The sequence below is a fragment of the Arthrobacter tumbae genome, assembly GCF_016907495.1.
In the GTDB taxonomy this organism is placed as follows: Bacteria; Actinomycetota; Actinomycetes; order Actinomycetales; family Micrococcaceae; genus Arthrobacter_D; species Arthrobacter_D tumbae.
Genome location: NZ_JAFBCC010000001.1, coordinates 1929642 through 1955003, shown reverse-complemented (window position 1 = coordinate 1955003; position 25362 = coordinate 1929642). Strand labels below are relative to the sequence as shown.

General features: G+C 64.8%; 21 protein-coding genes, 1 tRNA gene and 1 other RNA gene. 10 read left to right on the top strand and 13 right to left on the bottom strand.

Going from position 1 to position 25362, the window contains the following annotated elements; genetic code table 11:
• Positions 1-81 precede the first annotated feature (81 nt).
• The 3 genes from aceA (at position 82) to JOD47_RS09440 (ending at position 3932) form a co-directional block, all read left to right on the top strand.
• Positions 82-1401 carry an isocitrate lyase gene (aceA, locus tag JOD47_RS09450; RefSeq protein ID WP_204533806.1) on the top strand — a complete coding sequence of 440 codons (1320 nt, stop codon included), beginning with the start codon at positions 82-84 and terminating at the stop codon, positions 1399-1401.
• Positions 1402-1497: 96 nt separating this feature from the next.
• The gene (gene aceB / locus JOD47_RS09445) at positions 1498-3114 is read left to right on the top strand and encodes a malate synthase A (protein WP_204533805.1); all 1617 of its coding nucleotides are present in this window, start codon (positions 1498-1500) and stop codon (positions 3112-3114) included.
• Positions 3115-3236: 122 nt separating this feature from the next.
• Positions 3237-3932 carry a DsbA family oxidoreductase gene (locus tag JOD47_RS09440; RefSeq protein WP_204533804.1) on the top strand — a complete coding sequence of 232 codons (696 nt, stop codon included), beginning with the start codon at positions 3237-3239 and terminating at the stop codon, positions 3930-3932.
• Positions 3933-3988: 56 nt separating this feature from the next.
• Here JOD47_RS09440 and JOD47_RS09435 read toward each other — a convergent pair whose 3' ends face one another.
• The 5 genes from JOD47_RS09435 to JOD47_RS09415 all read right to left on the bottom strand — a co-directional run bounded on the left by JOD47_RS09435 (position 3989) and on the right by JOD47_RS09415 (position 8684).
• Positions 3989-4669: a LytR C-terminal domain-containing protein gene (locus tag JOD47_RS09435; protein ID WP_204533803.1), complete on the bottom strand. Its 681-nt coding sequence runs from the start codon at positions 4667-4669 to the stop codon at positions 3989-3991.
• Positions 4662-4961, bottom strand: a complete 300-nt coding sequence (locus tag JOD47_RS09430) for a type II toxin-antitoxin system VapB family antitoxin (protein ID WP_056546123.1) — start codon at positions 4959-4961, stop codon at positions 4662-4664. Before JOD47_RS09430 ends, JOD47_RS09435 begins: the two co-directional genes overlap by 8 nt.
• Positions 4962-5090: 129 nt before the next feature.
• Positions 5091-6680: a multicopper oxidase domain-containing protein gene (locus JOD47_RS17770; protein ID WP_307836250.1), complete on the bottom strand. Its 1590-nt coding sequence runs from the start codon at positions 6678-6680 to the stop codon at positions 5091-5093.
• Entirely contained in the window at positions 6677-8065 is a 1389-nt protein-coding gene (locus JOD47_RS09420; protein ID WP_204533802.1) for a multicopper oxidase domain-containing protein, read from the bottom strand. The genes JOD47_RS17770 and JOD47_RS09420 overlap by 4 nt, the downstream gene beginning before the upstream one ends.
• Positions 8058-8684, bottom strand: coding sequence for a hypothetical protein (locus tag JOD47_RS09415; protein WP_204533800.1), 627 nt, complete (start codon positions 8682-8684; stop codon positions 8058-8060). Before JOD47_RS09415 ends, JOD47_RS09420 begins: the two co-directional genes overlap by 8 nt.
• A gap of 119 nt (positions 8685-8803) precedes the next feature.
• Between JOD47_RS09415 and JOD47_RS09410 the strand changes: the two genes are divergently transcribed.
• Positions 8804-9694 carry a Cof-type HAD-IIB family hydrolase gene (locus JOD47_RS09410; RefSeq protein WP_204533799.1) on the top strand — a complete coding sequence of 297 codons (891 nt, stop codon included), beginning with the start codon at positions 8804-8806 and terminating at the stop codon, positions 9692-9694.
• On the opposite strand, the gene JOD47_RS09405 is transcribed toward JOD47_RS09410, so the two are convergent.
• Positions 9691-10221, bottom strand: coding sequence for a glutathione peroxidase (locus tag JOD47_RS09405; protein ID WP_275577925.1), 531 nt, complete (start codon positions 10219-10221; stop codon positions 9691-9693). The genes JOD47_RS09410 and JOD47_RS09405 overlap by 4 nt on opposite strands.
• A gap of 72 nt (positions 10222-10293) precedes the next feature.
• Here JOD47_RS09405 and JOD47_RS09400 point away from each other — a divergent pair, with 72 nt between their 5' ends.
• Complete coding sequence (locus tag JOD47_RS09400) at positions 10294-11211, top strand: oxygenase MpaB family protein (RefSeq protein ID WP_204533797.1); 918 nt, start codon at positions 10294-10296, stop codon at positions 11209-11211.
• A gap of 15 nt (positions 11212-11226) precedes the next feature.
• Here the strand turns inward: JOD47_RS09400 and JOD47_RS09395 are convergent, their stop codons facing one another.
• From JOD47_RS09395 to JOD47_RS09385, 3 genes are all read right to left on the bottom strand, one after another.
• Entirely contained in the window at positions 11227-12411 is a 1185-nt protein-coding gene (locus tag JOD47_RS09395) for a fatty acid desaturase family protein (protein ID WP_204533795.1), read from the bottom strand.
• Positions 12412-12423: 12 nt separating this feature from the next.
• Complete coding sequence (locus tag JOD47_RS09390; protein ID WP_204533793.1) at positions 12424-13485, bottom strand: ferredoxin reductase; 1062 nt, start codon at positions 13483-13485, stop codon at positions 12424-12426.
• Positions 13486-13775: 290 nt separating this feature from the next.
• Positions 13776-13860, bottom strand: a tRNA-Ser gene (locus JOD47_RS09385).
• A gap of 102 nt (positions 13861-13962) precedes the next feature.
• Here JOD47_RS09385 and ffs point away from each other — a divergent pair.
• From ffs to recR, 4 genes are all read left to right on the top strand, one after another.
• Positions 13963-14059, top strand: an RNA gene (ffs, locus tag JOD47_RS09380) — signal recognition particle sRNA small type.
• Between the two features lie 33 nt (positions 14060-14092).
• Positions 14093-15013, top strand: a complete 921-nt coding sequence (gluQRS, locus tag JOD47_RS09375) for a tRNA glutamyl-Q(34) synthetase GluQRS (protein WP_204533792.1) — start codon at positions 14093-14095, stop codon at positions 15011-15013.
• A gap of 9 nt (positions 15014-15022) precedes the next feature.
• Entirely contained in the window at positions 15023-17548 is a 2526-nt protein-coding gene (locus JOD47_RS09370; protein ID WP_204533791.1) for a DNA polymerase III subunit gamma and tau, read from the top strand.
• 50 nt (positions 17549-17598) lie between these two features.
• On the top strand, positions 17599-18195 hold the full coding sequence (gene recR / locus JOD47_RS09365; RefSeq protein WP_056546101.1) for a recombination mediator RecR: 597 nt from the start codon (positions 17599-17601) through the stop codon (positions 18193-18195).
• Between the two features lie 39 nt (positions 18196-18234).
• Here the strand turns inward: recR and JOD47_RS09360 are convergent, their stop codons facing one another.
• A complete protein-coding gene (locus JOD47_RS09360; protein WP_239548056.1) occupies positions 18235-19353 on the bottom strand; it encodes an ABC transporter permease in 1119 nt (372 codons plus the stop codon).
• Positions 19354-19358: 5 nt separating this feature from the next.
• Complete coding sequence (locus JOD47_RS09355) at positions 19359-20291, bottom strand: ABC transporter ATP-binding protein (RefSeq protein WP_204533789.1); 933 nt, start codon at positions 20289-20291, stop codon at positions 19359-19361.
• 123 nt (positions 20292-20414) lie between these two features.
• On the opposite strand from JOD47_RS09355, the gene JOD47_RS09350 reads away from it, so the two are divergent.
• A complete protein-coding gene (locus JOD47_RS09350; RefSeq protein ID WP_204533788.1) occupies positions 20415-21701 on the top strand; it encodes an aspartate kinase in 1287 nt (428 codons plus the stop codon).
• A gap of 66 nt (positions 21702-21767) precedes the next feature.
• Here the strand turns inward: JOD47_RS09350 and JOD47_RS09345 are convergent, their stop codons facing one another.
• Together JOD47_RS09345 and JOD47_RS09340 are read right to left on the bottom strand one after the other, a co-directional pair.
• The gene (locus JOD47_RS09345; protein ID WP_239548055.1) at positions 21768-22046 is read right to left on the bottom strand and encodes a hypothetical protein; all 279 of its coding nucleotides are present in this window, start codon (positions 22044-22046) and stop codon (positions 21768-21770) included.
• Positions 22047-22184: 138 nt separating this feature from the next.
• Positions 22185-25259 (bottom strand): S8 family serine peptidase, encoded by a 3075-nt coding sequence (locus JOD47_RS09340; protein WP_204533787.1) that lies wholly within the window; start codon positions 25257-25259, stop codon positions 22185-22187.
• Positions 25260-25362: the final 103 nt, after the last annotated feature.

The following is a 25362-nucleotide window of genomic DNA, read 5'->3' as shown; positions in this document are numbered from 1 at the left end:
ACGAGGTTGCAGGATGGTGAATCGTTGATTTCACCAGCAGTTACCGCCGAGGCATCGACGCCTCCCGGAAGGAGAAACGCCATGACGCAGGAAGCCGGAATCCCAGGCAGCAACCACCGCACCGAAGCGGTCCGCGAACTCGAGCTCGAGTGGGCAGCTGATCCGCGCTGGGAAGGGATCCAGCGTGATTACTCGGCAGCCGACGTCGTACGCCTTCGTGGAAGTGTTCAGGAGGAACACACGCTTGCCCGCCGGGGCGCTGAAATGCTGTGGCAGCAGCTCACTACCCAGGCACAGACGGGCGAGTACACCCACGCCCTCGGTGCGCTGACCGGCAACCAGGCCGTGCAGCAGGTGAAGGCCGGGCTGAAGGCCATTTACCTGTCCGGTTGGCAGGTTGCCGCCGATGCCAATCTTTCCGGCCAGACATACCCGGACCAGTCGCTGTACCCGGCCAATTCGGTCCCACAGGTGGTGCGCCGCATCAACAACGCGCTGCAGCGTGCGGACCAGATCGAGTGGGCCGAGGGGACGCAGTCAGTCGAAGACTGGCTGGTGCCGATCGTCGCGGACGCCGAGGCCGGGTTCGGCGGGCCGCTCAACGCGTTCGAGCTGATGAAGTCGATGATCACCGCCGGCGCTTCGGGCGTGCACTGGGAGGACCAGCTCGCGTCCGAGAAGAAGTGCGGACACCTCGGCGGCAAGGTCCTGATCCCCACGCAACAGCATGTCCGTACGCTCAACGCAGCGAGGCTGGCGGCCGACGTCGCCGGCGTTCCATCGGTCATCGTGGCCCGGACCGACGCCGAAGCGGCGACACTTCTCACGTCCGACGTCGATGAGCGGGACCGTCCGTTCCTGACCGGAGGACGCACGCCGGAAGGGTTCTACGAGGTGCGCAACGGGATCGACCCCTGCATCGCCCGGGCACACGCGTATGCTCCGTACGCGGACCTGATCTGGATGGAGACCGGCACCCCGGACCTGGAGCTGGCCAGGCGCTTCGCCGAATCCGTCAAGGCAGAGTTCCCCGACCAGATGCTCGCGTACAACTGCTCACCGTCGTTCAACTGGCGCAAGCACCTCGACGACGCGACCATCGCCAGGTTCCAGCGCGAACTCGGCGCCATGGGCTTCACCTTCCAGTTCATCACCCTCGCCGGGTTCCATGCACTGAACTACTCGATGTTCGACCTCGCCCACGGCTACGCCAGCGACGGCATGAGCGCCTACGTCGAACTTCAGGAGAAGGAATTCGCCTCCGAAGCACGCGGCTACACCGCCACACGCCACCAGCGGGAGGTTGGTACCGGCTACTTCGACCAGGTAGCAAGCGCCCTCAACCCGACGGGCAGCACCCTCGCCCTCGCCGGTTCCACCGAGACCCAGCAGTTCTCCTGAACCCCTCCCTCGTGAGTTGGCAGGACACACCCCTTTTGGACGCCCATAAGCAGCGTGTCCTGCCAACTCAACGCAAGCTTTGAAGGAGCACCTTCCATGAACACTCACGGCATCACGCTGACCGCACCACCTATCCCCCGCCAGGACGAAATGCTCACCCCCGAAGCGCTGAACTTCCTCCGCGAACTCCATGCCTTCGCTGAACCACGCCGCCAGGAGCTGCTGCAGCGGCGCCGGGAAGCCCGCAACCGGATCGCGCGCGGCGAGGATCCGCGGTTCCTGGCCCACACCGCACACATAAGGAACGACGGCGGCTGGCAGGTTGCGCCGCCGGCTCCCGGTCTGGAGGACCGCCGGGTCGAGATCACCGGACCGGTGGACCGCAAGATGACGGTCAACGCCCTGAACTCCGGTGCAAACGTTTGGCTGGCGGACCTTGAAGATTCGCTGACTCCTACCTGGTCCAACGTCATCAACGGACAGCTCAACCTGCACGACGCGCTGCGACGCCGCATCGACTTCACCACCGAGGAGGGCAAGGAGTACCGGCTCGGCGAAAAGCTGCCCACCGTCGTCGTCCGTCCGCGGGGATGGCACCTGCCGGAGCAGCACCTGCTGGTCGACGGCGATCCGATCTCGGGCAGCATCGTGGACTTCGGTCTCTACTTCTTCCACAACGCCCACCGGCTCATTGACTCCGGCCGCGGCCCCTACTTCTACCTGCCGAAGCTCGAGAACCACCTCGAGGCCCGGCTGTGGAACGACATCTTTCTCCGCTCCCAGCAGCTGCTCGGCATCCCCCGCGGCACCATCCGCGCCACCGTTCTCATCGAGACCATCACCGCCGCCTTCGAGATGGAGGAAATCCTTTACGAACTGCGCGAACACTCCTCAGGCCTGAACGCCGGCCGGTGGGACTACATCTTCTCGCTGATCAAGAACTTCCGGCTTCGCGGCCCGCGGTTTGTCCTGCCCGACCGCACCATGGTCACCATGACCGCTCCCTTCATGCGCACCTACACCGAACAGCTGGTGCGCGCGTGCCATCGTCGCGGCGCTCACGCCATCGGCGGGCCGGCCGCTTTCGTTCCCAGCCGGCGGGATGACGCCATCAATGCCATCGCCCGGGAACAGGCCCGCACCGAAAAGTCCCGTGAGGCCGGCGACGGCTTCGACGGCGCCTGGGTGGCTCATCCTGACCTGGTTCCGGTGGCGCGGGCCGTGTTCGACGTGGTGCTCGGCGACCGCCCGCACCAGTTGGAACGCCAGCGCATGGACGTGGTGCCCGACGACCGCGCCCTCATCAACCTCACCGGCACGCAGGGGCTCATCACGGAAACGGGCGTCCGGACCAACCTGACTGTCGGCGTCCGCTACCTTGAAACCTGGCTGCGCGGCCACGGGGCGGTGACCCTGAAGAACCTGATGGAGGACGCCGCCACCGCGGAAATCTCCCGGTCCCAGATCTGGCAGTGGATCCACGTCCATGCCGTGACCGACACCGGCGAGATCATCACCCGCGAGTGGGTGGAACAGCTGTTGGAGGACGAGTTCGAGCGGCTGCCCCGCTTCGATGATGACCGGTACGACGACGCCCGCCGGCTCTTCGAGGAAGTGGCCCTCCGCGAGGACTTCCCCGAATTCCTCACCCTCCCCGCCTACACCCGGCACCTCTGCGCCGGGCAGCGTCCGGTCCTGGCCCTGCAGCGCTAGCCCCTTCAATTGAGTTGGCAGGACACGCCCTTTATGCGACGCCATAAGGGGCGTGTCCTGCCAACTCGACGCGAAAGTGTGGCGCGGGAATAGCGCGCCGCCGTCGTTCCGTTGCGAAAGGTATGCACATTGAAATCTGGTCCGACGTCAAATGCCCGTGGTGCTTCGTGGGCAAGCGCCGCTTCGAGAAGGCTCTCGCTGACTTTCCGCACCGCGACAGCGTGGAGGTGACGTGGAAGAGCTTCCAGCTGGACCCCACCCTCCCCGAGCACTACGACGGCACCGAGCAGCAGTACCTTTCCGAACGCAAGGGAATCGCTCCTGAGCAGGTCCGCCAGATGTGGAACCAGCTCACCACCTCCGCGGCCGATGTCGGCGTGAACTTCGACTTCGACTCCGTGGTTGTCGGGAACAGCTTCCCCGCCCACCGGTTCCTGCACCTCGCGAAGTCGCTCGGTCACGGCAACAAGGCGAAGGAAGCCATCCTCTCGGCGCACTTCGAGCAGGGCCTGAACACCTCCGACACCGACGTGCTCGTGAAGCTTGGCAACGACCTCGGCATCGATGAGCAGTCAGTCCGCGACACGATGGCCGGCGACCGCTTCGCTGACGACGTGCGGCGGGACATCAACGAGGCCCAGACGCTCGGGGTCAGCGGTGTGCCGTTCTTCGTGATCGACCGGAAGTACGGCATCTCCGGCGCACAGCCCGTGGAGCTCTTCCGCCAGGCACTGGATCAGGCGTGGCAGGAAGCCCATCCGCTGATTCCCGTGTCCACCTCCGCCGACGGCGAGGCCTGCGGCCCGGACGGCTGCTAGCAGGCCGGCTGCGCGTCGTCGGCGTTTTTTGCGGTTCCGTCCCTACGGCTTCCTTGCTACGGAGCAGCGGACGACGGCGCGGGCGTGGGGCTCGCTGTGGATGGTAGTTCACAGATCAGTCCGCCCGGTTCGGCGTTGACTTCCTCAGCGGGCACCAGGGCTTCGAACTCGGACCCGAGCACAACGTCCACGGTGGCGTCCGGCCGTTCATCCTCGACGTAGGTTGTTCCGGGAATGATCCGCTGAAGGGTGAACGCCTGGGCGTACCCGGACGGCCCGGAGACGACGATTGCGGTCATGTTGGTCTGCCCCACGGACCGGTTTCCGATGGTACTCACCGTGACACCGCGTTCCTCCAGTGCCGCCGAAGCGTTGCCCGCGAGCCCGGCAATGCTGGTGCTGTTGAGAACGTTCACCGTAATGGTGGCTGGATCAACGAGGTCGAACGGGCCGGCAGGGCAGGCGCTCACAGGGCTCGGCGACGGCTGGCTGGCGGTGAGCTGGATATCCCCGCGGGCCAGGGCCAGCGCGAAGAGCACGGCGGCCGTCACCAGCGCGAGGAGCAGCACCAGCACCACACCGTGCCGCAGCCTGCGCATGTAGATGTGCGGGCGCTCGACATTGCCGTCATCGGCGAAGACCGTCTCAAGATCATTCTCGGTAACAATGCGGTGACCGTGCCACTCGATCGGGTTCCTCTTCGACCGGATGGGCTTGCGTTTCGGTGTCCTAGCCATCGATGACCAGGACGCGTGCGTGCAGGATGGTGCGCTGGTGCAGGGCGGTGCGAACGGCCCGGTGCAGCCCGTCCTCAAGGTATAGCGTGTTATTCCACTGCACCACGTGCGGGAACAGGTCCCCGAAGAAGGTTGAGTCTTCGGCCAGCAGCGCTTCGAGGTCCAGGGTGGTCTTGGTGGTGACGAGTTCGTCCAGCCGAACCTGGCGTGGAGCTACGTTGGCCCAGTCCTTGGGCGTCACGTGTCCATGGTCGGGATAGGGGCGTCCATCGCTCACAGCTTTGAAGATCACCAATACAGCCTAGGCAAGATATTGCCCCAAGGGAATGTGGCCCTCTCGGGACGCGCACGTCGTCGCCAAAGAGTTACCGGAAAAGTCCTCCTTCCCGAGATGGCACAGACTGTCAGGTTCCGTCTATTGTCAGGTCGCGTCAATCGGGATGGTGCGCGATCCGACAACCGCGCCTGTGATCCAGTCTTCCCAGTCGACGCGCAGGTAGTACCGGCCTGGTGCCGGCGGAAGCAGCAGCATGTCGTAGCGCTCAGCGGCCCCGTAGGCGAGCCTGCTGGTGATCAGTGGATACTCCGCGTCCCTGCAGGGAGGTGAGGGGAGGCCTGGCACCGAGGTATCCCGGAACGGGCGCCCATCGTGGGAGATCAACTCGGCAATGGGCGCTTCAACTCCCGCGGCGTCGGTGAAGGTCACCATGTTGGGCAGGTAGTTGGCATTCACTGTCCTCAGCAGCGTCGGCTTCTTCGGGCCGCCGACCACATTGGCACGCAGGCCAGACAGGCTCCACACGCGCTCCCTACCCGCCGGACGCCGTGCCAGTTCCCCGCCCAACAGGTAGAAATGCTCAGGCTCAAATCGGTTGAGGCCGGCGTCTTCACCGGACAAGCCATCGGCGTGGTTCATCTCATGCCAGCGCGGGTCCACGCAGTAGGGAGCGAAGAGCGCCTCGGTGTCGATGTCATACTCCGGCCCGTCCACGAAGGCGCGGCGGGCGCCCGGACTGACCGGGTAGTCAGGATGCACTACAGGGTCGATGACCAGCGGCCCGAACATCCCCATCTGGACGTGCAGCGGGGTGTTGACGTGGCAGTGGTAGAAGTACGTTCCCGCTGCCCCGTAGTTCGGGTCGCCGGGCCGTCCCGCTTCAGGCTGCATCTGGTACGTGTACCGTCCGTCAACCTCGAACGATGTGTGCCCCACGCCGTCATTCCGGGGGTCAGGCTCCATGCCGTGCCAGTGGATCGTGTGCGGTCCCTTGCTCGGATGCACGGTGGCGTGGAAGACCTTCCCCTCCTGGACCCGAAGGGTGGGTCCCGGGAAACCGCGCTCGTACTGTTCGTCCTCGAAGCTCCACATCTCGAATTCCGCGCCGTCGTCCAGGACGAGGTCGCGGCTGTGGAAGTCGAACTCGACCGCGACGGCAGGGGTTTGCGGAAACTCCGTGACCGGGTTCTCCACCTCCAGCTGGTCCGAGCTGAAGTCCACCTGGCTCTGGAAGCGGTGATGCAGCACCGGTTCCGCCCCTCCCACCGGGTCCGGCTGTTCCGTGGGTTCCGCCGTGACCGATGGTTCCGCTGTGACCGTCGGATCTGCTGTGGCGGAAGGCGCGACGGATTCGGTAGCCGTGGCGCTGGGGGTGGCGCTCGCGGTTGCGGAGGCGGTGGGAGTGGCGACAGACGTTGCGGTCGCGCTTGCTGACGACGACGGCGTCGCGCTTGGTTTAGGTGACGCGCTCGGCGTCGCGGTTGCGGTTGGCTTTCGGGTCGGCTTCGGCCGGCGCTTCGCCGCCGCCGCCCGCCGGCGTTCCTCCTCCCGCCTGCGGCGCTCCGCCGCTGCCTCCCGTCGTCGCTCTTCCTCCCGCTTGCGGCGCTCTGCCGCCTCACGCCGTCGTACCTCTTCCCGACGACGGCGATCAGCGAGTTCCTGCGCTCTCTCGATTGCGCGGATTGATCGGCGACTGGGGCTTCCCTCACTTCGTTTGCGGCTGAAAATACTCACGGGGTGGCTCCTGGGATCGGACCCTTGAGGGTCCAGTGGGCAACAAGTCCGCCGGGATACATTCCGCCGGCGGCGGTCTGGGACGGCTCGGCGTGGCAGTGCATGGGGTAGACCCAGTCGCCGGTGCGCGCGAACCACACCGGATCAATGGCGTCCGGCGGCCGTTTGATCGGAATGATGATGTCCTTGCGGTCCATCGGTTCAAGCTCGACGACGTCCTCCCACTGCTGGAGGACCACGTGGCCGTCGGGGTCGACGAATCCCTCATGCCGCGGCCAGTCCACGCCGTTTCGGCGAACTGTCCAGACGTGGTTCCCGTGGAAATGCATCTGGTGGAAGACGATCCCGGGGTTGATCAGCCGGACGAGCTGGCCGCCGCGGAGAGTACCGGCCTCGGTCCCCTCACCGAACTGGCGTACGTCCAGTTGCCGCGGGTACCCCGAGATCAGGGTCTCCTCCTCCGTAGCGAGGTTCGTGGCGTCGTCGAACGTGATGCCCAGGGATTCAAACCCGCTGCGGCCGTTGAGCGTGAAGTACCGCGGCACCGCCCGGTTCTGGGCCGGATTCACGGTCTGACCCGCGGCCTCCATGGACGCCCATCGGGGCTCCACCGCATGGGAGATCCACACCCATTGCCGCTCGAACGTTGCACGGTCCTCCGCAATATCCCACTGGTGCTCCGGGTCCATGACCACCAGCACCCCGAACAGGCCCAGAACCCGTTCGACCGGCGCGTTGGTCGGGTCGGCGAAGATGTAGGTTCCCGGTGGCGGACAGGGGAACTCGAGGACTGCGACGGAGTCGGGTGCAACGGGCCCGGTAGTGATGTCGGCACCGGCTGCACCCGCACCAAAGAAGGTGAGGGTGTGCGGTTTGCCCAACCGGTTCTGGACGCGAAGACGGACGGTGCTCCCCAACTCGGCGATGATGGTCCGCTGGGGAAAATAGCTCGCCCAGTAGTTGCGGCGGATGAAAAACTGGCCTGGATTGGCCGCGTCCGCCCGCAGCGGCGCCGGCGTTCCTTTGGGTGGCAGCGCCGCTCCAAGCGGGTAGCTGCGGCTGGGAACCACATCACCCGCAAGGGTGATCACCGTCGGGTCCATGGTAAGGCTTGGGCTCGGGTCGTCAACGTCGGTCGGCCGGCTGCCGAAGCCGCGGTGGTAGACAAGTGTGTCGTCCACCATCTTCAGGTAGCCCTCGTTGATGTAGAGGTCCAGTACCCCTCGCTGCGGAGCGAGCGCCAACGGAATAGGTGTCCGTGCAACGCGCTGCCGGGAAGCTGAGGGTTGCACCAGCGGCAGTGCCGCGAAGCCCAGCCCAGCCGCCGCGCCCAGCTTGAGAAGGTCCCCACGGGCCAGTATTTCGGGAGGGAGCTGCTCAGCCATGGTAATCCTCCAGTGAACCTGGTCGAAGGGATATCCGGGGAAGCGCCAACGCCAACGGCGCCGGGCTGCCCCAGGGATCGGTGAACTGTGCAGCGAGCCCGGATGCGCCGCTCGGAACCAGGAAACTGACCCACAGGCTGCGGTGGGAGCCGGCTGTCAGCAGGATCTTGGCGACGTCGGCGCCACGGTTTGTCACCGTCGTCGTCTTCGCCACGAGGAGGCGCAGCTGCCCGGGCGCGAAGAGCACGTTGCGCTCGGAGGTGTTGCGTACATCCAGCTTCACTGCCAGGTGTTCGCCCCAGGTGTGGTTGAACGGTTGCGCCGAGGCTCCCGGCGGAGCGGCCCCGTGGCCTGCGCTGCCGGCGTGGCCACCGACCGCGCCAACCATGCGGGCCTGCCGCTCTGCGGCTGCAATCCGAACTGTCCCGAACGACGTCGGAACCTCCTCGGTGCCACCGGCGGCGGAGACGATTCCCCAACCCGCTGCGGTGCCCAGTGCACCGGTGCCTATCAAAATGCCAAACACTCGTCGCGTAAGTCCGATGGGACGGTCGGCTGCCTCCCCAGGCATCAGGTCAGCCGCATCCTGCTCGGCCAGCGCGATATTTTCAATCGCCATTACTCGCCTCTATATCGTGCCTTGGATGCTGCAGGGATTAAGTGTTATTGCCGAACCTTGGGGAAACCCTGCACGTCACCGATTTCGCCGCGGCAGCCCGAACCGCGGATACTGGGGCGGTGACTTCTTCGGTGTCCTCCTCCACAACCGTGCCCGCTCCCGTCGGCCTGCTGCTCGACGTCGACGGGCCGGTTGCCAGCCCCGTTTCGCGGACCGTGCGCCCGGAGATCATTGATGCGCTCATTGCGCTGGCAGGAGCGGGATGGCCGGTGATCTTCAATACCGGCCGATCGGATGAGTTCATCCGCGAAGAGGTGCTGAAGCCCATGCTGGCCGCCGGAATTCCTGCCGGAATCACGTTCCACGCCATCTGTGAGAAGGGCGCGACCTGGTTCAGTTTCACCTCCGACGGCGCCACTGAAGTGCAGGTCGATGAGACCCTCGCGCTGCCGCAGGAGTTCGGCGACGAGGTGCGTCGGCTGGTGGAGGAACAGTTCGCCGACCATATGTTCTTCGACGAGACCAAGCGCGCCATGGTGTCGATCGAGCAGCGCCTCGACGTGGGCAACGAGGACTACCTCGACCGGCAGGGCCCGTTCGACGCCGCCGTCCTGGAGATCATGCAGCACTTCGACATGGGCGTCTGCCGGCTTGCGCACCACCTGCCGGACAGCGATGACAGCGTCGACTACCGGGTTGACCCCACCATCATCTCCACGGACATCGAGTCCGTGCGCGTCGGCAAGGACCTGGGCGCCGAGCGTGCCCTGCGCCTGATCGACGGCGACATCCCACACTCCTGGCGGACCGTGGGCGACTCACGCACTGACTACGCCATGGCCGATTACCTCCACGAGCACGGCTACAGCGTTGCCCACGTCGATGTCCGGCCCGCCGACGGCGTTCCGGAAAAGCCCTACCCGGTCCTCACCGAGGGTGAGCTGACCAATGACGACGCCGGTGCCGCCTTCCTGCTGCGCTGCGCCGAAACGGCGGTCTCCCCCGTCTAGCCCTTGAGCGCCTGCTCGATGGCTGCCACGATCTCCTCGGAGTCCGGCGCCACAGTGGGAGCGAACCGCGCAACCACAGTGCCGGCGTCGTTCACCAGGAATTTCTCGAAGTTCCACTTCACCAGACCGGGCAGCGCTCCCGTCCTGAACCGGGTCAGCTCTGCATAGAGCGGGTGCTGGTTCCGGCCCCGGACGTCCGTCTTGGTGGTCAGGGGAAAGGTCACTCCGAAGTTCATCGAGCAGAAGGCCTGGATGTCCGCTTCAGTTCCCGGCTCCTGGCCCATGAACTGGTTGCTCGGTACGCCCAGCACCACCAACCCCTGGTCCGCGTACTTCCGGTAAAGCTCCTCAAGGCCGGCGTACTGCGGGGTGAAGCCGCACTGCGACGCGACGTTCACCACCAGGACCGTCTTGCCCCTGAAATCCCCGAAGCTGCGCTCAGTCCCGTCGATCATGGTCAGCGGGATGTCGTGAAGGTTCTGCGGGGACACTGGTACTCCTTGAAGGAAACGGTATTCGGCTTGCATTGTCGCTGAAGGCGGTTCGTCAGCAAAGCTTTCCTGGATGGGACTCACGGGTTGACCCTGCATACTGGTGCCATGGCGTCACCCTTTACCCGCCTCCGCGTCGAGCTCAAGAACACTTTCACGGGCACCGGCGCGCAACCGCCTGCCTGGACTGAGGAACTGGCTGACGGCGACGACGCCGGCTACTTCGCTCCCGGCTCAGCCGTCTGGGCTGTCCACAGTTCAATGACCCCGACGGTGGGCGGCATTCGTGCCCTCCTGCTGCAGGCGTTGCATCCCGGAGCCATGGCGGGAGTGTATGCCCACTCGGACTTCCGCGAAGACCCGCTGGGCAGGCTGGCCAACACCATCCGCTGGATCTTCACCGTGACGTACGGGTCCACGGACGCCGCGCGCGGCGCCTCCGCGTGGGTACGCCGCCTGCATGAGAAGGTGACCGGCACATATGTGGACGCGAACGGCGTCGAACAGGACTACAGCGCCAACGATCCCCACCTGCTCCGCTGGGTGCACCTGGCCTTCGCCGACGCCTTCCTCAGCGCGCACCAGCAGTATGGGCTCGGGTTTCCCGGCGGGGCGGACGAGTACGTCAGGCAGTGGGCGGTCGCCGGTGAATTGATGGGTGTGACGGACCCGCCGCGAAGCGCCGGGGAGCTGCGCGAGCAGCTTGCCGCGTACGACGACGAACTGACTTCCAGCGAACAGGTCCAGGACGCGCTGGCCTACATCCGGCGCCCCCCGCTTCCGCGGTCACAGCGCCTCGGGTACCGGGTGCTGTTCGCCGGGGCAGTGGCCACCCTGACACCCCGGCAGCGCGAGCTCCTCGGGCTATCGCTGCCGCATATCGGACCGGTGCGGCTGCCCGTGAAGCCGGCGGTCCTGCTGGTGCTCGGGGTGATGAAGCTCGGCCTCGGCAGCCAGAGCCCCACCGAGCAGGCGGCACTGCGCCGGATCAGGCGGGTGCAGGAGCCCCCGCCTGCCGGCGACTGACGTACGCCGCGTCTCCTAGCTGGTCTTGGGCGCCCGGTCCGGGAGTGCCAGCCGGAACACCTTCGCCCAGGCGGAACCGACCTGCTTGAGCAGCGGCCCGGTGGTGTACGGCAGGTTGTAGCGGGCGCAAATCTCCCGGATCTTCGGCGCGACCTCGTGGTAACGGTTGGACGGCAGGTCCGGGAACAGGTGGTGCTCGACCTGGTGGGACAGGTTGCCCGTCATCAGGTGCATGAACTTGGAGCCGGAGATATTTGCCGACCCGATCATCTGGCGCACGTACCAGTCGCCGCGGGTTTCGCCGTCGACCATTTCTTCCGTGAAGGTGTCAGCGCCCGTGGGAAAGTGTCCGCAGAAGATGACTGCGTGTGCCCACACATTACGCACGGCATTCGCGGTCAGCGTCCCGACCAGCGCCTGCTTTCCGGAACCGGTGAGCATGGCCACCGCCGGTGTCGCAGCATAATCCTTGCCGAACTGCTTGGCCGCCTTCAGCCCGAGCGCCCGGAGGTCCTTGCGCATGGCCTCCTTGGACTTGAGCCCTTCCTTGTACTCCGGGATCTCCAGATCATAGAGGGCGATCCCCCATTCGAAGACCGGTGCCAGGATGGCGTTGTACAGGGGGTTGCCCAGGTTGAAGGGCTTCCAGGGCTGGTCATCGTCCATCCGCAGCAGGTTGTAGCCGACATCGCGGTCCTTGCCCACCACGTTGGTCCAGCGGTGGTGGAGATCGTTGTGGGTGTGCTGCCAGGAGCGTGCCGGGGTGACGAAGTCCCACTCCCACGTGGTGGAGTGGATGTCCGGATCCCGCATCCAGTCCCACTGGCCGTGGAGGATATTGTGGCCCAGCTCCATGTTTTCCAGAATCTTGGCGAAGCTCAGCATCGTCGTGCCTGCAACCCAGGCCGCCTTGTTCCTGCTGAACAGCAGCGCTGCCCGTCCACCAAACTCCAGCGCGCGCTGGGCCTTGACGACACGGCGGATGTAGTCGGCGTCGTGCTTGCCCCGGCGGCCGAGGACCTCATCACGGATGGCATCCAGTTCCCGGCCCAGCTCGGCAACCTGCTCGTCGGTGAGATGGGCAGCGGCCGGGGGACGGACCAGCGGGTGGCCGGTCTCCGCAAGTGCTCCGGGCCGGCGGCGCGGGGCCTGCTTCTCCAGCGTGGTGTCCTCTGACGTTTTTTCTACGAGGTCTGTCATACCTACACTCCTTCAGATATCGAGGTTCACCGGTCCGGCTGCCGCCGAAACGCACGTTTGTATCAACTGACCGGGGTCTCCGTGTACTTCGTCGGTGCGAAGGTCCCTGACCTGCCCCGCGCGAAGCGGGAGCAGGCAGCTGTGGCAGATGCCCATGCGGCAACCGCTCGGCATGAGCAGCCCTGCATCCTCGCCGACCTCGAGGAGCGGAGTATCTCCGTCAGCCTCCACCTCCCGGTCGGAAGCCTCGAAGGTGACCAATCCGCCGTCGTTCCCTGTTCCGTCAGCCAGCGCCGTGCTGAAACGCTCGATGGTCAGGTTTCCGGAGGGAAGCTTCGCCTGCTTTCCCCACAACGATTCCGCACTCTCGAGGAACTCTTCGGGACCGCAGGCGTACGCTGCCCTCTCGCGCCAATCCTCACAGAGCTCGTCAAGGGCGGCCGGCGAGCTGAAGTCGATGCGCCCCTGCTCGGAGGTGAACCGCAGCTTCACCCGGAACTGACGGAACTGATCTGCAAGCTCCCGCAGTTCTTCGAGGAAAAGGCTCTTCAGCGGGGTCCGCGCCGAGTGGATCAGGACAACGTCCGCATCCGGGCGGCGGGGAACAAGCGTGCGGATCATCGACATGACCGGGGTGATGCCGCTGCCCGCAGTGAGCATCAGCAGGGGCCTGGGCCGGTCGGGAAGAACGAAGCTGCCCTGCGGGGGCGCGAGGAACAGGATGTCGCCGGGCTTCGTTCCGCGGACGAGTTCCCCGGACACAGCGCCCATGTCCGTCACGGTGATCGCTGGATCCTGCCCTGCAGCGGTACTCAGGGAGTAGGAGCGCCAATGGCGGACACCGTTCAGCTCAACCCCGATGCGCGCCCACTGCCCCGCGCGGTGCGCCTTCCACCCGCGGCCGGGACGGAAGTGGATGGTCACCGAGTCAGCCGTTTCCGGCACCACCTTGGTGACGATCCCGCGCAACTGGCGTGCGGAGAACACCGGGTTGAAGAGGGAGAGGAAGTCTTCCGGTGCGAGCGGCGTAGTCAGCGCGGAAACAGCGTGTTTCAGCCGTGGTCGGGGTGTCATCGCTGCAGGTCCAAGAGCAACTCCTAACAGGACGGGCACGGGCTGAGGTCACCAGGCGTACAAGGCGAACCCAGTTTCCAGTGTGTACTTTCCAAGTGACGCTTTGAAAGACTAACTTACGATTACTTTAATCAGCACGCTTACGATCACGTGCAGGCTGGTGGGCCTGCGACGTTCACGAGGACATTCGGAGCGGGCCGCCGCCTGGACTGTTGCGTCCCCATCCGCTGCGCACCGTCGCTGTAAAAAACGAAGCACCCCGACTGCCGGCCGGGGTGCTTCGATTCAAGCGGAGGATGGGGGATTTGAACCCCCGAGGGCGTGAACCCAACACGCGTTCCAGGCGTGCGCCATAGGCCGCTAGGCGAATCCTCCTTGTTTGGAGCAGGTTCCAGAATACCCGTACATGCCCCATGTGCCGAATCGGGAGCTGCGCAGCAGGCGGGCAACCCTCCCAGTGGTTTGTGTAGACTATTACGCGGCCCCTCATGTGGTGTCATCCTGTTGAACTCCCCCAGGACCGGAAGGTAGCAAGGGTAAGCGGGCTCTGGCAGGTGCATGGGGGGTCTTTACGTTCCCTCGCAAACGCCTCTGGTGAAGGAGTTCTGTGACCGCCGGCCGCTTCGCTCCAAGCCCCACGGGTGAGCTTCATGTGGGGAATCTTCGCACCGCGATCCTGGCCTGGCTCTTCGCGCATTCCACCGGCAGGCAGTTCCTGCTGCGGGTCGAAGACCTCGACCGGGTCCGCGCCGGAGCGGAGGAAACGCAGCTCGCTGAGCTCGCCGCCGTCGGGCTCAGCTGGGACGGGGAGGTCACCCGCCAGAGCCAGCGCCGGCTCCATTACGACGACGCCGTCAGCCGCCTGCGCCGGGATGGGCTCCTTTTCGAGTGCTTCTGCACCCGCCGGGACGTTGCTGAGGCGGCATCCGCGCCGCATGTCCTTCCGGGCCACTATCCGGGCACCTGCCGGGACGTTCCGGAGGCAGAGCGGATGGCCGCCCGCAGGGTGCGGCCTGCGGCCCTGCGGCTGCGCACCGACGTCGGGCAGTTTGAGGTTCACGACGTGCTGCACGGTAGATATACCGGCGCGGTGGATGATTTCGTAGTGGTCCGCAACGACGGGGTGCCGGCCTACAACCTTGCCGTCGTCGTCGACGATGCGGAGCAGGCCATCGATCAGGTGGTGCGCGGCGACGATCTGCTCACATCGGCTCCACGGCAGGCGTACCTTGGATCGCTGCTTGGACTGCCGCCGGTTGAGTACGCGCACGTGCCGCTGGCCCTCAATCCTGAACGACGCCGCCTGGCCAAGCGGGACGGCGCCGTCACCCTCGAAGCGCTCGCCGCGGAGGGCTGGGAGGCATCGGCAGTCAGTGCTGTGATTCTGCGCTCGCTCGGCTTACCGGACAGTTCGCTGGAAGCCGCGCTAAGCGTATTTGATCCTTCCCGGCTGCCTCGTGAACCATGGATTGTTGACCCTTCCCACCTGTCCTCCACCGATGCCGCTCCTGTCCGACCCAACCGATAGAGTTCTTCTGTGAGTACAGCCCTTTACCGCCGGTACCGTCCGGAGACCTTCTCCGACGTGATCGGCCAGGAGCACGTCACCGAGCCACTGATGACGGCGATTTCCAAGAACAGGGTCAACCACGCCTATCTTTTCTCGGGTCCGCGCGGTTGCGGCAAGACCACTTCCGCCCGCATCCTTGCCCGCTGCCTCAACTGTGCGCAGGGACCCACGCCGGTCCCCTGCGGCACCTGTGACAGCTGCGTGGAGCTGGCCCGCAACGGCTCGGGCAGCCTGGATGTCATCGAGATCGACGCCGCTTCCCACGGTGGTGTGGATGATGCCCGTGACCTCCGCGAGCGTGCCACCTTTGCGCCGGTCCGCGACCGCTTCAAGATCTTCATCATCGATGAGGCGCACATGGTCACCAGCGCCGGCTTCAACGCGCTGCTGAAGATCGTCGAAGAGCCGCCGGAACACATCAAATTCATCTTCGCCACCACTGAACCGGACAAGGTGATCGGGACCATCCGTTCCCGCACGCATCACTACCCGTTCCGCCTGGTTCCGCCCGAGCCGCTCATGGCTTACCTGGAGCTCCTATGCAACCAGGAGAACATCCCGGTGGCACCGGGGGTACTTTCCCTCGTGGTTCGTGCGGGTGGCGGGTCGGTTCGTGATTCCCTGTCTGTGCTGGATCAGCTGATGGCCGGCGCAGGGGCGTCCGGTCTCGATTACGAGCTTGCAGTCTCGCTGCTCGGCTACACCCATGCATCCCTGCTCGACGATGTGGTTGACGCCATTGCGGCCGGTGATTCCGCGACCGTCTTCGGCGCTGTTGACCGTGTGATCCAGACTGGCCACGATCCGCGCCGCTTCGTTGAGGACCTGCTGGAGCGGTTCCGGGACCTCATCATTGTGAACGCTGTCCCCGACGCCGCCGCGTCCATCCTCCGTGGAACCCCTGATGACCAGTTGAACCGCATGCGGACGCAGTCCCAGCAGCTTGGACGTGCGGAACTGTCGCGTGCCGCGGACATCACCAATACGGCATTGACCGAGATGACCGGTGCCACCTCTCCACGGCTGCACCTCGAACTGCTCTGTGCCCGCATTCTGCTGCCCGCTGCGGACCAGTCCGAGCAGGGCACCCTTGCCCGTGTCGACCGGATCGAGCGCAGGCTCAGCTACGCCAGCGGCCTCCCGAATGCTGGTGGCCTCCCTGATGCTGGTACAGCGGCGTCGACGTCCGCGGCGTCCGTGGCGTCTGCTGCTGCACCGGCTGCGGAAACGGATCCGGCGCCAGCCGCGAAGACGGAACCGTCACAGGCTGCGGTAGCTCAACCCGCTGCCGCCAACGCACCACGGCAAGCACCGCCTGCGGCGTCGGCACCCCGAAGCGCGGACCAACGCCCGGCCGGCTCCCAGAAGGAAGCTCCGGCTCCAGCGGAGAAACTGGAGCGGGCCACGGAGCCGGCCCAGGAACCTGCCGCTGCAGACTGGGGTGGCGGATGGGGTTTGCCGCCCGAGGCGTCCACCAGCGAGGACCGGCGCTCTGCAGGCCCACGCGAGCAGCCGGATCGCGCTGCAGACCGAAGTGAGCAGCAGGTGAAGCTACCGCAGCCCACTGCGACGCAACCCCTCCAGCCGCAGACATCTGCACCGCAGGACGCGCAACCGACTGACTCACGACCGCAGGACCCGCAGCCACCCGCGCAGGCGTCCGGTCAGATCGAGATGATCCGCAGAGCGTGGCCGGAGATCATGGACGAACTGACCCGCATCAAACGCAGCACCTGGCTGAACGTCAACGCCGACGCGAAGCCGCGTTCCTTCAGCGACAATCAGCTCACACTGGCGTTCGCTTCACAGGGCAACGCGCTCGGTTTCCAGCGCGGACAACACGCGGACAACCTGAAGCAGGCTATCAATAAGGTGCTCGGGCTGAGCTGCAGCATCGAAGCCATCCACGACGGCGCCGCGGCAGCGGGTGAACCCGACCCAAAAGTACCAACTAGCCGGAACCAGCCGGCAGAGGCGCAGGAACCGCAGGTCACCAATCAAGCTGTTCCCACCGTTACCGCTCCTGCATCAGCTACGCCGGCCCCGAAGAGCGCAGCCACAACGGAAACAGTGGACGACGCATGGGGGCTCTCCGAGGACGTGCCCGCCGGACCACAGGCTCAATCGGACCAGACGGACGACAAGACGGCGGAAGACAGCCCCACAGCTGCCGCCGACCGCTGGCTGACAGCTGAACCTTCCCGTGAACCTTCCCGTGATCCTGACGATCCCGGCCCGGAGGAACCCTCGTTCGAGGAGGAATCACCGGCACGTCCCAGCCGCTACCGACAGCTGCTCGACGAAGCTGCGCGGGCGGAAGCAGCCCGACCGAAGCAGCAGGAGCGTCCAGCCGGCGCCGTAGACTTGAGTTTCGTCGAGGACGTTCCCAGTGCGGATGATGAGACCATCGAACAATCCGGGCTGGTGGGCCGCCAGGCCATCGAACGGATCCTCAACGGCCGGTTGATCGAGGAACGCAGCCTCGATCAATAACCTGGCTTATCCAGGACCAGCCCAGCACCACCTACAGCTAAGGCATACCCGTGTACGAAGGCGCAGTTCAGGAGCTCATCGACGAGCTGGGACGCCTCCCGGGCGTGGGCCCCAAATCGGCACAGCGCATCGCGTTCTACATCCTTGAATCTGACGGGGAAGACACCAAGCGCCTCGTCAACGCCATTGTCACCGTCAAGGAACGGGTCAAGTTCTGCACCATCTGCGGGAACGTCGCAGAGCAGGAAACCTGCGGCATCTGCCGCGACCCGCGTCGCGATCCAAGCGCGATCTGCGTGGTCGAAGAGTCCAAGGACGTCATTGCCGTTGAACGCACCCGTTCCTTCCGCGGCAAGTACCACGTTCTCGGCGGGTCCATCAATCCCATCGCCGGAATCGGGCCGGAGCAGTTGCGCATCCGTGAACTGCTGAGCCGTCTCTCGGATGATCAGGTCCAGGAAATCATCATCGCCACGGATCCCAACCTCGAGGGCGAAGCAACAGCAACCTATCTGGTGCGCATGCTGAAAACCATCGGCATCAAGGTTACCCGCCTGGCCTCCGGGCTACCGGTGGGCGGTGACCTCGAATACGCCGATGAGATCACCCTCGGCCGCGCTTTCGAGGGCCGCCGCACCGTCTCCTGACTTGCACGCTGGGCCGTTTCAGTCAGCCGGTCAGGGCGATCAGGCGATGCGCGTGCCCCGCGCGAGACGGCGAACAGGAGTCACCAGCTTGCGCCGGCCTGCCCACAGCACCAGGCCGGCCAATGTTCCCTGCAGGGCGAGCCCCAGCGGCCAGATCGGCAACGGCTCGGACTCTATGTCCCGGGAACCCGACCCGAAGAACTGCGCCTCATCACAGGTGACCTCGTAATCCGGGCCGGCCTGCGCCAGGCGGACCTGCTCACTGATGCTTTCCATTACTCCGGGAGCGCGGTAGTTTGCGGTCAGCACGCCGGAGTTCGCAGATCCTGCATCACGGTCATACGGCACCGCGTCGGCGACGAGCACGAACGGATTGGCAGCGAGCAGCCACGCCGTGCGTTCGGTGTGCAGGACAGACGTGAGCACCTCGTTGGTGACGCACTCCAGATCCTCTTCCGTGAGCATCTGCCCGCTCTCGAGTGCTTCCTGGGGATAGTCGTAGAAGGATTGCGTGACCCGTACGTCCTCCTCGATCACCAGCGACATGCTCAGGCCGAAGGCAATCAGGGTGCCGATGCAGAGCAGCGCAACCATCATGTAAGTGGTGACAATCGAGAACAGGGGCCTGCCTGCGAGCGCCGAGATGCCGACACCGAGCGCGCACACAAGGCCCAGCTCAATGGACAGCACCAGCAGCGAGACGAACGCCTCGAGCGGATTGACCCCTCCCAGGGCCAGCGCCCAGAAGATGAACGGTGAGCTCAGCGCAAGAAACCCCAGTGACGCAACCCAGGACGCAAGCCACTTACCCCACAGGATCTGCCCCGGCGTGAGCAGCGTGATCTGGAGAATGGCAAGGGTTCCCCCGGTCCTGTCGCCATTGATTGCGTTCGCTGAAAGCCCGGGCGCCACCAGCAGGCCAAAAAGCAGGACAAAGCCGACCACCAGGTCAAACAGGAACGGACCGGCGCCGTCCATGGTCGCCGTCGTCAGTGTGGCGAGCAGGAAGACCAGACCGATCACAAGGAACCAGACGGCCATCACGATGTACCAGGCGCGGCCGCGCAGCCGCTGCTTCATCTCCAGCCCGAAGATGGTGCGCACTCCCGCCACGTAGCCAAGGCGGTGCGTGTTCTCCTGCAGTGGCTGAGTCTCCATGGTGCTCATTGCCGCTCCGTATCCAGGCTCATGTAAGTTTCTTCGAGGGCGCCGCCCGCGGGCGCAAAGGCGGTGACGACGACGTCCGCCAGGATGAGCGTGCGCAGCAGCCACGCTGCCTGTTCGGTGCTGCTGAGCAGCACCTGGTACTCGACGCGCCGGGAATCGCCGCGCTCCTCGAACACGACGCCGTGGCTCGCCAAGGCGTCGGCGAGCGCCCCCATCGGTTCGGCCTGGATGCAGTATCGGCGCAGCTGTGTTCCTGCCTCATCCAGTGTCTGGCTCTTCACGGATTCGCCCCGGTTGACGAAGACTGCGCGGTCCGCGATCTCGTCCAGTTCCGACAGGACATGGCTGGAGACGACGATCGTCTTGCCTTCTCCTGCCAGCCGCCGGAGCATGATCCGCAATTCCACCCGGGAACCCGGGTCCAGTCCGGATGCCGGCTCATCCAGCAGGAGCACGTCCGGATTGTGAATAAGTGCCCGGGCCAGGCTCAGCCGCTGCTGCTGGCCGCGGGACAGCACCCTTGCGGGGGCGTCGGCGTAGTCGCTGAGCCGGACTTCCGCGAGCAGTTCAGCGGCGCGGTGAGCCGCCGCCGTCGGGTTCAGTCCGTAAAGGGCACCGACAGTGGTGAGGATTTCGCGGGCTTTGAGGGATTCCCAGACGCCCAGCGTGTCCGGCATCCAACCGACTTTGCGGCGCACTGCGGCGGTATCTTTTCCCGGGTCCGATCCGCCGACGGATAAAGTACCGGCATCCGGCGCCAACAGCGAAGCGAGGATCAGCAGCAGGGTGGTCTTCCCGGACCCGTTGGGTCCGATCAGCGCTGTCACCTCTCCCGGCGGCGCCTCGAAATCGATGTTCCGGACGGCAGCAACCGAACCGAAACTTCGTTGAATACCTTTGGCAATGATTCCCCCATACCCATTGGTCATGAGCCGACACTAGCAAGGCACGCCGACATCCCGGCACAATTCGACTTCCAATTGGGTGAGCCGAAACCAAACAGTTAACATTGTGTGCGGTTACCGGTGGTTCATCCAGAAGCGAGCGTGCGCATGGCCCTCATTGTTCAAAAGTTCGGTGGCTCGTCCGTGGCGGACGCCGAAGGCATTAAACGCGTTGCCAGGCGCGTCGTTGAGACGCAGGCCGCCGGCAACCGGGTCGTCGTCGTCGTTTCCGCCATGGGCGACAGCACCGATGAGCTGCTTGATCTGGCAGAGCAGGTCTCTTCGTCCTCCAATCCACGGGAAATGGACATGCTGCTCAGCGCCGGGGAGCGCATCTCCATGGCGCTGCTGGCGATGGCCATTCACGAATCCGGATCCAGCGCACAGTCCTTCACGGGTAGCCAGGCCGGCATGATCACCGATGCCATCCACGGCAAGGCCCGGATCATCGCCGTCTCCCCTCATCGCATCAAGGCGTCCATCGACAAGGGCGACATCGCGATTGTCGCCGGATTCCAGGGAATGAGCCAGGACAGCAATGACATCACCACTCTCGGCCGCGGCGGTTCCGACACCACTGCCGTTGCCCTCGCGGCGGCCCTGAAGGCTGACGTCTGCGAGATCTATACCGACGTCGACGGCGTGTACACGGCAGATCCGCGCGTGGTCCCTGCCGCGCGGAAAATCTCAACCATCTCCAGCGAGGAAATGCTTGAGATGGCAGCCTCGGGAGCAAAGATCCTTCACCTGCGGTGCGTGGAATACGCCCGCCGCTTCGGTGTTCCGCTGCACGTCCGCTCATCCTTCAGCCAGCTCGAGGGGACCTGGGTGCTGCCCAACCCCGATGACACGATCAAGATTCAAGAGGGAGAACCCTTGGAACAGCCCATCATCTCCGGTGTTGCCCATGACCGGTCAGAAGCGAAGGTCACGGTGGTCGGCGTGCCGGATATCCCCGGCAAGGCAGCGGAAATCTTCGGGATCGTTGCAGGCGCCCACTCAAACATCGACATGATCGTCCAGAACGTTTCGACGCACGGTTCCGGACGCACGGACATTTCCTTCACCCTGCCGATCGTTGAAGGCGCAGACGCCCGCGCGGCATTGAAGACCGCCCAGGCGGCTGTCGGCTACGAGAGCGTCGAGTATGACGAGCAGATCGGCAAGCTGTCGCTCATCGGCGCCGGCATGCGCTCGAATCCCGGCGTCTCCTACAAGTTCTTCAAGGCACTGTCCGACGCCGGTGTGAACATCGACATGATCTCCACCTCCGAGATCCGTATCTCGGTAGTCACCAGCGCAGACCTGCTCGACACGGCGGTGCGCGCGGTGCACGCCGCATTCGATCTCGACGGAGAGGCCGTCGCCACCGTCTATGCGGGCACAGGTCGCTAACCCGCGTTGATTCGTCAGGACACGCCCCTTATGGGAAGCCAAACGGGGCGTTTCCTGCCAATTCAACTAGTCGTCGGTGTGAAGTACGGGTTTGGTGAAATAGTCCTTGTACTTCTGGACCGGTTCGGTCCGGCGCACTGTCTCGTGGTCCGGATGCCGTCGAACGGCGTAGTGATGCCCGTCGGAGTCCACCTCGACGTTGAGTTCGGCGAGTTCAGCTTCTGAAGCCGTCTCGAACTCGTCATGTCGGTGCTGCACGGGCCCATCGAGGTCGTCCCTGTCTGCGGGACCAAGGAAAATTGATGCCGGGTTTCTGATCCAGCGGCGCCGATTTCTCTCAGCCATGGGTATCGCCTTCTCTCTGCGGCTGGTCGAGTACCCACAGCTTAAGTCCGTCCGGGGCAAAAAGAGCGGGTATCACGCAGAAATCCCCCGCACCGTTACCAGTGCGGGGGATTCGCTGTGCTTTCCTACCGGCGAATGTTACTTGCCGTTTGTCGGAGTGGCGTCCCCCTCAGGGGCGGTGCGCAGCTTGTCTGCATCACCGGTCGATGACACTGCCGTCGGTGCGGCCACACCGTCAGCGCCTACGGCAACCGAAACGAACGTTACGGCGGCGGATCCTTCGTAGGTTACGCGGCCCACGTAGGAGCCCGGCTCAAGTCCGTTCCAGTTCAGCGTGACCTCTCCGGACTCGCCGTTGGCCAGCTCAAGCGGATTGGGCGTGAGCGAGGCGTTTCCTGCGTCGGCGCCGAGGATCGCAGCATCGAAGGTTCCGGCAGTTGCCCGACCATCGGGGCTTGCGAAGAGGTTGACGATCACCCTGTAGGTACCCGGAGTCGGATTCTGCAGGTTCAGGCTCTCACTTGCCGAGCCGGTAGCTGCTTGATAAACAATCTGATTGCGGGAGTTGACCACGAAGAAGTCGAAGTCCGCAGTCGGATCGGCAGAGACAACGGACAGCTTCGCAAACGGGGTGCCCTGAGGGATAGTCAGGTTGGTCACGTAGTTTGACGCGTTCGTTGAGAGGGACAGTCCTCCGCCATTCGGGACCAGTGAGAAGTCTTCACTGGTTGCCTTGGACAGACCGAGAAGCTCCATGGCTATCGGGGCGTTCGAGCCTGAGGTTACGGGAATCTGTCCGCTGCCGTCAGGGCCCTCGGAGGTGAAGGACACCTCAGAGGGGGCCTCTACCGACTGTGGTCGCACTGCAACCGGCGAGGTTACCGATTCCTTCTTGCTCTGCCAGGTCAGTGAGCCCTTTGCGAACTGGCCGAGGGCTGCACTCTCATTCTCGAACGTCACCGTGAAGGTCTGGGTTTCGCCCGGCTTGGCGAACTTCAGGACCGATGGGGAAACCGTCACGTTCACACCGGGCACATTGGCTGATGCGGTGTAGGTGCCCGGCTTCACACCGGTGACCGTACGGGTGACGGTGACCTTGCCGGTCAGGTTACCGACGGCGAAGGACGGAACGTTCATGTCTTTGGCGTCGATGCCCTCGAGGCCATCGACGTCCGCGTAGCCGGTTCCCTCGACAAACTGCAGGTATTCGCGAATACCGGCGTCGTAGATCAGGCCTGGATTGAGCACGCTGGTGGGGTCCACCTGGCCTGCACCGGTTGCGAAGACGTCGCCGTCAACGCCGCCTTCCGAGTTCTTGACAGGGGTAGCGGTGGTCATCATCGCGGACTTGACCGCGGCGGGCGACCACTGCGCGTTCTCGGCGAGGATAAGCGCGCCGACACCTGCAACATGCGGAGAAGCCATCGAGGTTCCGGAAAGGAATCCGAACTCGTCGCCGCCGGTACCGATGGGGGAAACACCTGCGAGAACAGCAACGCCGGGAGCGGCGATGTCCGGCTTCAGGAGGTCCGAGCCGGTGGCGAGCAGCGGACCGCGTGAGGAGAAGCCTGCGATCTGCGGGACAGGAGGCAACGGTTCTCCGGTGGTGTCCTCGGGTACCAGCGCAACCTTGATGTCTGGGTTGGCCGCAACCTTGTCCTTGAGCGCGAGGCTCTGGGGAGCATTGACGTGCACGGTGGGTACCGAGTGCTTGTCCGTGTCCATGGAGGAATCGGTGAGGTTGACCAGGATCATGCCGATGCCGCCTGCACGGAGAACTTCAGCGGACTTGGCAACGCGATCAAAGACGCCGCGGTCACAGACAACGATCTTGCCGGTCACCAGTGCGGGGTCGAGCGAGTCGGGGCCACACAGGTCAGGGCTGACCCCGCCTGCTGCAGCCGCGTCGGTGCTGAGAACCACCGGGCTTGCGGGGACGCCGGCGTTCATAATGCTGGCGCCGCGGAACTTGGTCCCGTCGGAGAACTCGGCAGTGCCCTGAAGCGCGTGGCTGAAGGTGCTCGCTGCAACGGTGGTCACCCAGGGCGCTCCGTGGTTGACGGTGCTGGCGGTCGGGCCGGAGTTGCCGGCCGAGGCTGCCACGAAGACGCCTGCGGAAGCTGCGGAAAGGAATGCCAGCGATACAGGATCGGTGGTGGTGGTTGCACTGCCCGAAATCGAGTAGTTCAGTACATCAACGCCGTCGAGGATCGCCTGATTGATGGCAGCGACGGAAGAAGATGAGTAGCAACCGCCGGTTGCCGCATCGTCATCAGCCCAGCAGACCTTGTAGACCGACAGCTTGGCCGCAGGAGCTACGCCCGCAGACACACCGAAGTCGCGGCCGTCGACGGTCTGCGTGACGCCGCTGTTGCCCGCGGCGGTGCTGGCCGTGTGGGTTCCGTGGGTGTCGACGTCCACCGGGGAGAGAAGTTCCTCCGGTGCACGATTCTCTTCGTCAACGAACCGGATGAAGTCGTCTGCGAAGTACTGTGCCGCGAGGACCTTGGAGTTGCACTCCTCGCCGGTGAAACCTTCGCCTGCCTGGCACTCACCGAGGAAGATTGAGCCGTCTGCCTTCAGCATGGCGATCTGGCCATCGGCGTTGAGATACGGAACGCCGACCTTTGGCTTCGCATTGCCCTTGAGCGGCTGCACTTCCTCGCCGGCGAAGAACGCGCTGTCCGGCGCGTACCCGGTGTCGATGACGCCGACAACGGTACCGGCCCCGGCGTTCTCCTCACCGCCGAACTGGGTCTTCCAGGCTCCCTTTTTACCGCGGAGCTCAAGGATGTCCATGCTTGAGTAGTCGTCCGGCGCGTTTTCAACGTCAGGAGCGACCATGCGGACGTTCGAATCCTTGGCGAGTTCAACCGCCTGCTCCGACGTCAGCTCGGCGCTGAAGCCGTTGAGCGCCGCGGCGAAGGAGCGGTTGATTTCGACGCCCTCCTCGGCGGCCACAGCCTGCTGCTTCTGCTCGAGGTGCTTCGTGTACTTCTGGAAGTCCTTCTTGCCGGTGAGCTTCTCACCCTTCCCCGGCTTGGTGGCTTCGATGCCGGGCACACCGCCGTCGTATGTTGCCGCAGGCTCTTCATTGAGCACAACGATGTAGCGGCCGTCCGGGTAGTTGCTGGGATCCACTTTCTTGACCGGCTGGATCTGCTGGGTAGCAGTAGGACCAGCAGGTGCTGCAGCGGCGGGTACCGCTGTCATGGAGCCAAGAATCAGTGGGAGGCCAAGGACGAGAGCTGTAGCTCCACGCAATCCACCTGCCCGCGGATTCCTGTGTTGGGGGTCTTTCACGCGAGGGTACCTT

Excerpts from the sequence above, each read along its gene's own strand:
- JOD47_RS09360 (WP_239548056.1), bottom strand. The coding sequence starts at position 19,353 with ATGGAGACTCAGCCACTGCAGGAGAACACGCACCGCCTTGGCTACGTG.
- JOD47_RS09395 (WP_204533795.1), bottom strand. The coding sequence starts at position 12,411 with ATGACAGACCTCGTAGAAAAAACGTCAGAGGACACCACGCTGGAGAAG.
- JOD47_RS09345 (WP_239548055.1), bottom strand. The coding sequence starts at position 22,046 with ATGGCTGAGAGAAATCGGCGCCGCTGGATCAGAAACCCGGCATCAATT.
- JOD47_RS09400 (WP_204533797.1), top strand. The coding sequence starts at position 10,294 with ATGGCGTCACCCTTTACCCGCCTCCGCGTCGAGCTCAAGAACACTTTC.
- JOD47_RS09420 (WP_204533802.1), bottom strand. The coding sequence starts at position 8,065 with ATGGCTGAGCAGCTCCCTCCCGAAATACTGGCCCGTGGGGACCTTCTC.
- aceA (WP_204533806.1), top strand. The coding sequence starts at position 82 with ATGACGCAGGAAGCCGGAATCCCAGGCAGCAACCACCGCACCGAAGCG.
- JOD47_RS09435 (WP_204533803.1), bottom strand. The coding sequence starts at position 4,669 with ATGGCTAGGACACCGAAACGCAAGCCCATCCGGTCGAAGAGGAACCCG.
- JOD47_RS09390 (WP_204533793.1), bottom strand. The coding sequence starts at position 13,485 with ATGACACCCCGACCACGGCTGAAACACGCTGTTTCCGCGCTGACTACG.
- JOD47_RS09415 (WP_204533800.1), bottom strand. The coding sequence starts at position 8,684 with ATGGCGATTGAAAATATCGCGCTGGCCGAGCAGGATGCGGCTGACCTG.
- JOD47_RS09405 (WP_275577925.1), bottom strand. The coding sequence starts at position 10,221 with ATGCAAGCCGAATACCGTTTCCTTCAAGGAGTACCAGTGTCCCCGCAG.
- JOD47_RS09440 (WP_204533804.1), top strand. The coding sequence starts at position 3,237 with ATGCACATTGAAATCTGGTCCGACGTCAAATGCCCGTGGTGCTTCGTG.
- JOD47_RS09350 (WP_204533788.1), top strand. The coding sequence starts at position 20,415 with ATGGCCCTCATTGTTCAAAAGTTCGGTGGCTCGTCCGTGGCGGACGCC.
- aceB (WP_204533805.1), top strand. The coding sequence starts at position 1,498 with ATGAACACTCACGGCATCACGCTGACCGCACCACCTATCCCCCGCCAG.
- JOD47_RS09340 (WP_204533787.1), bottom strand. The coding sequence starts at position 25,259 with ATGACAGCGGTACCCGCCGCTGCAGCACCTGCTGGTCCTACTGCTACC.
- JOD47_RS09355 (WP_204533789.1), bottom strand. The coding sequence starts at position 20,291 with ATGACCAATGGGTATGGGGGAATCATTGCCAAAGGTATTCAACGAAGT.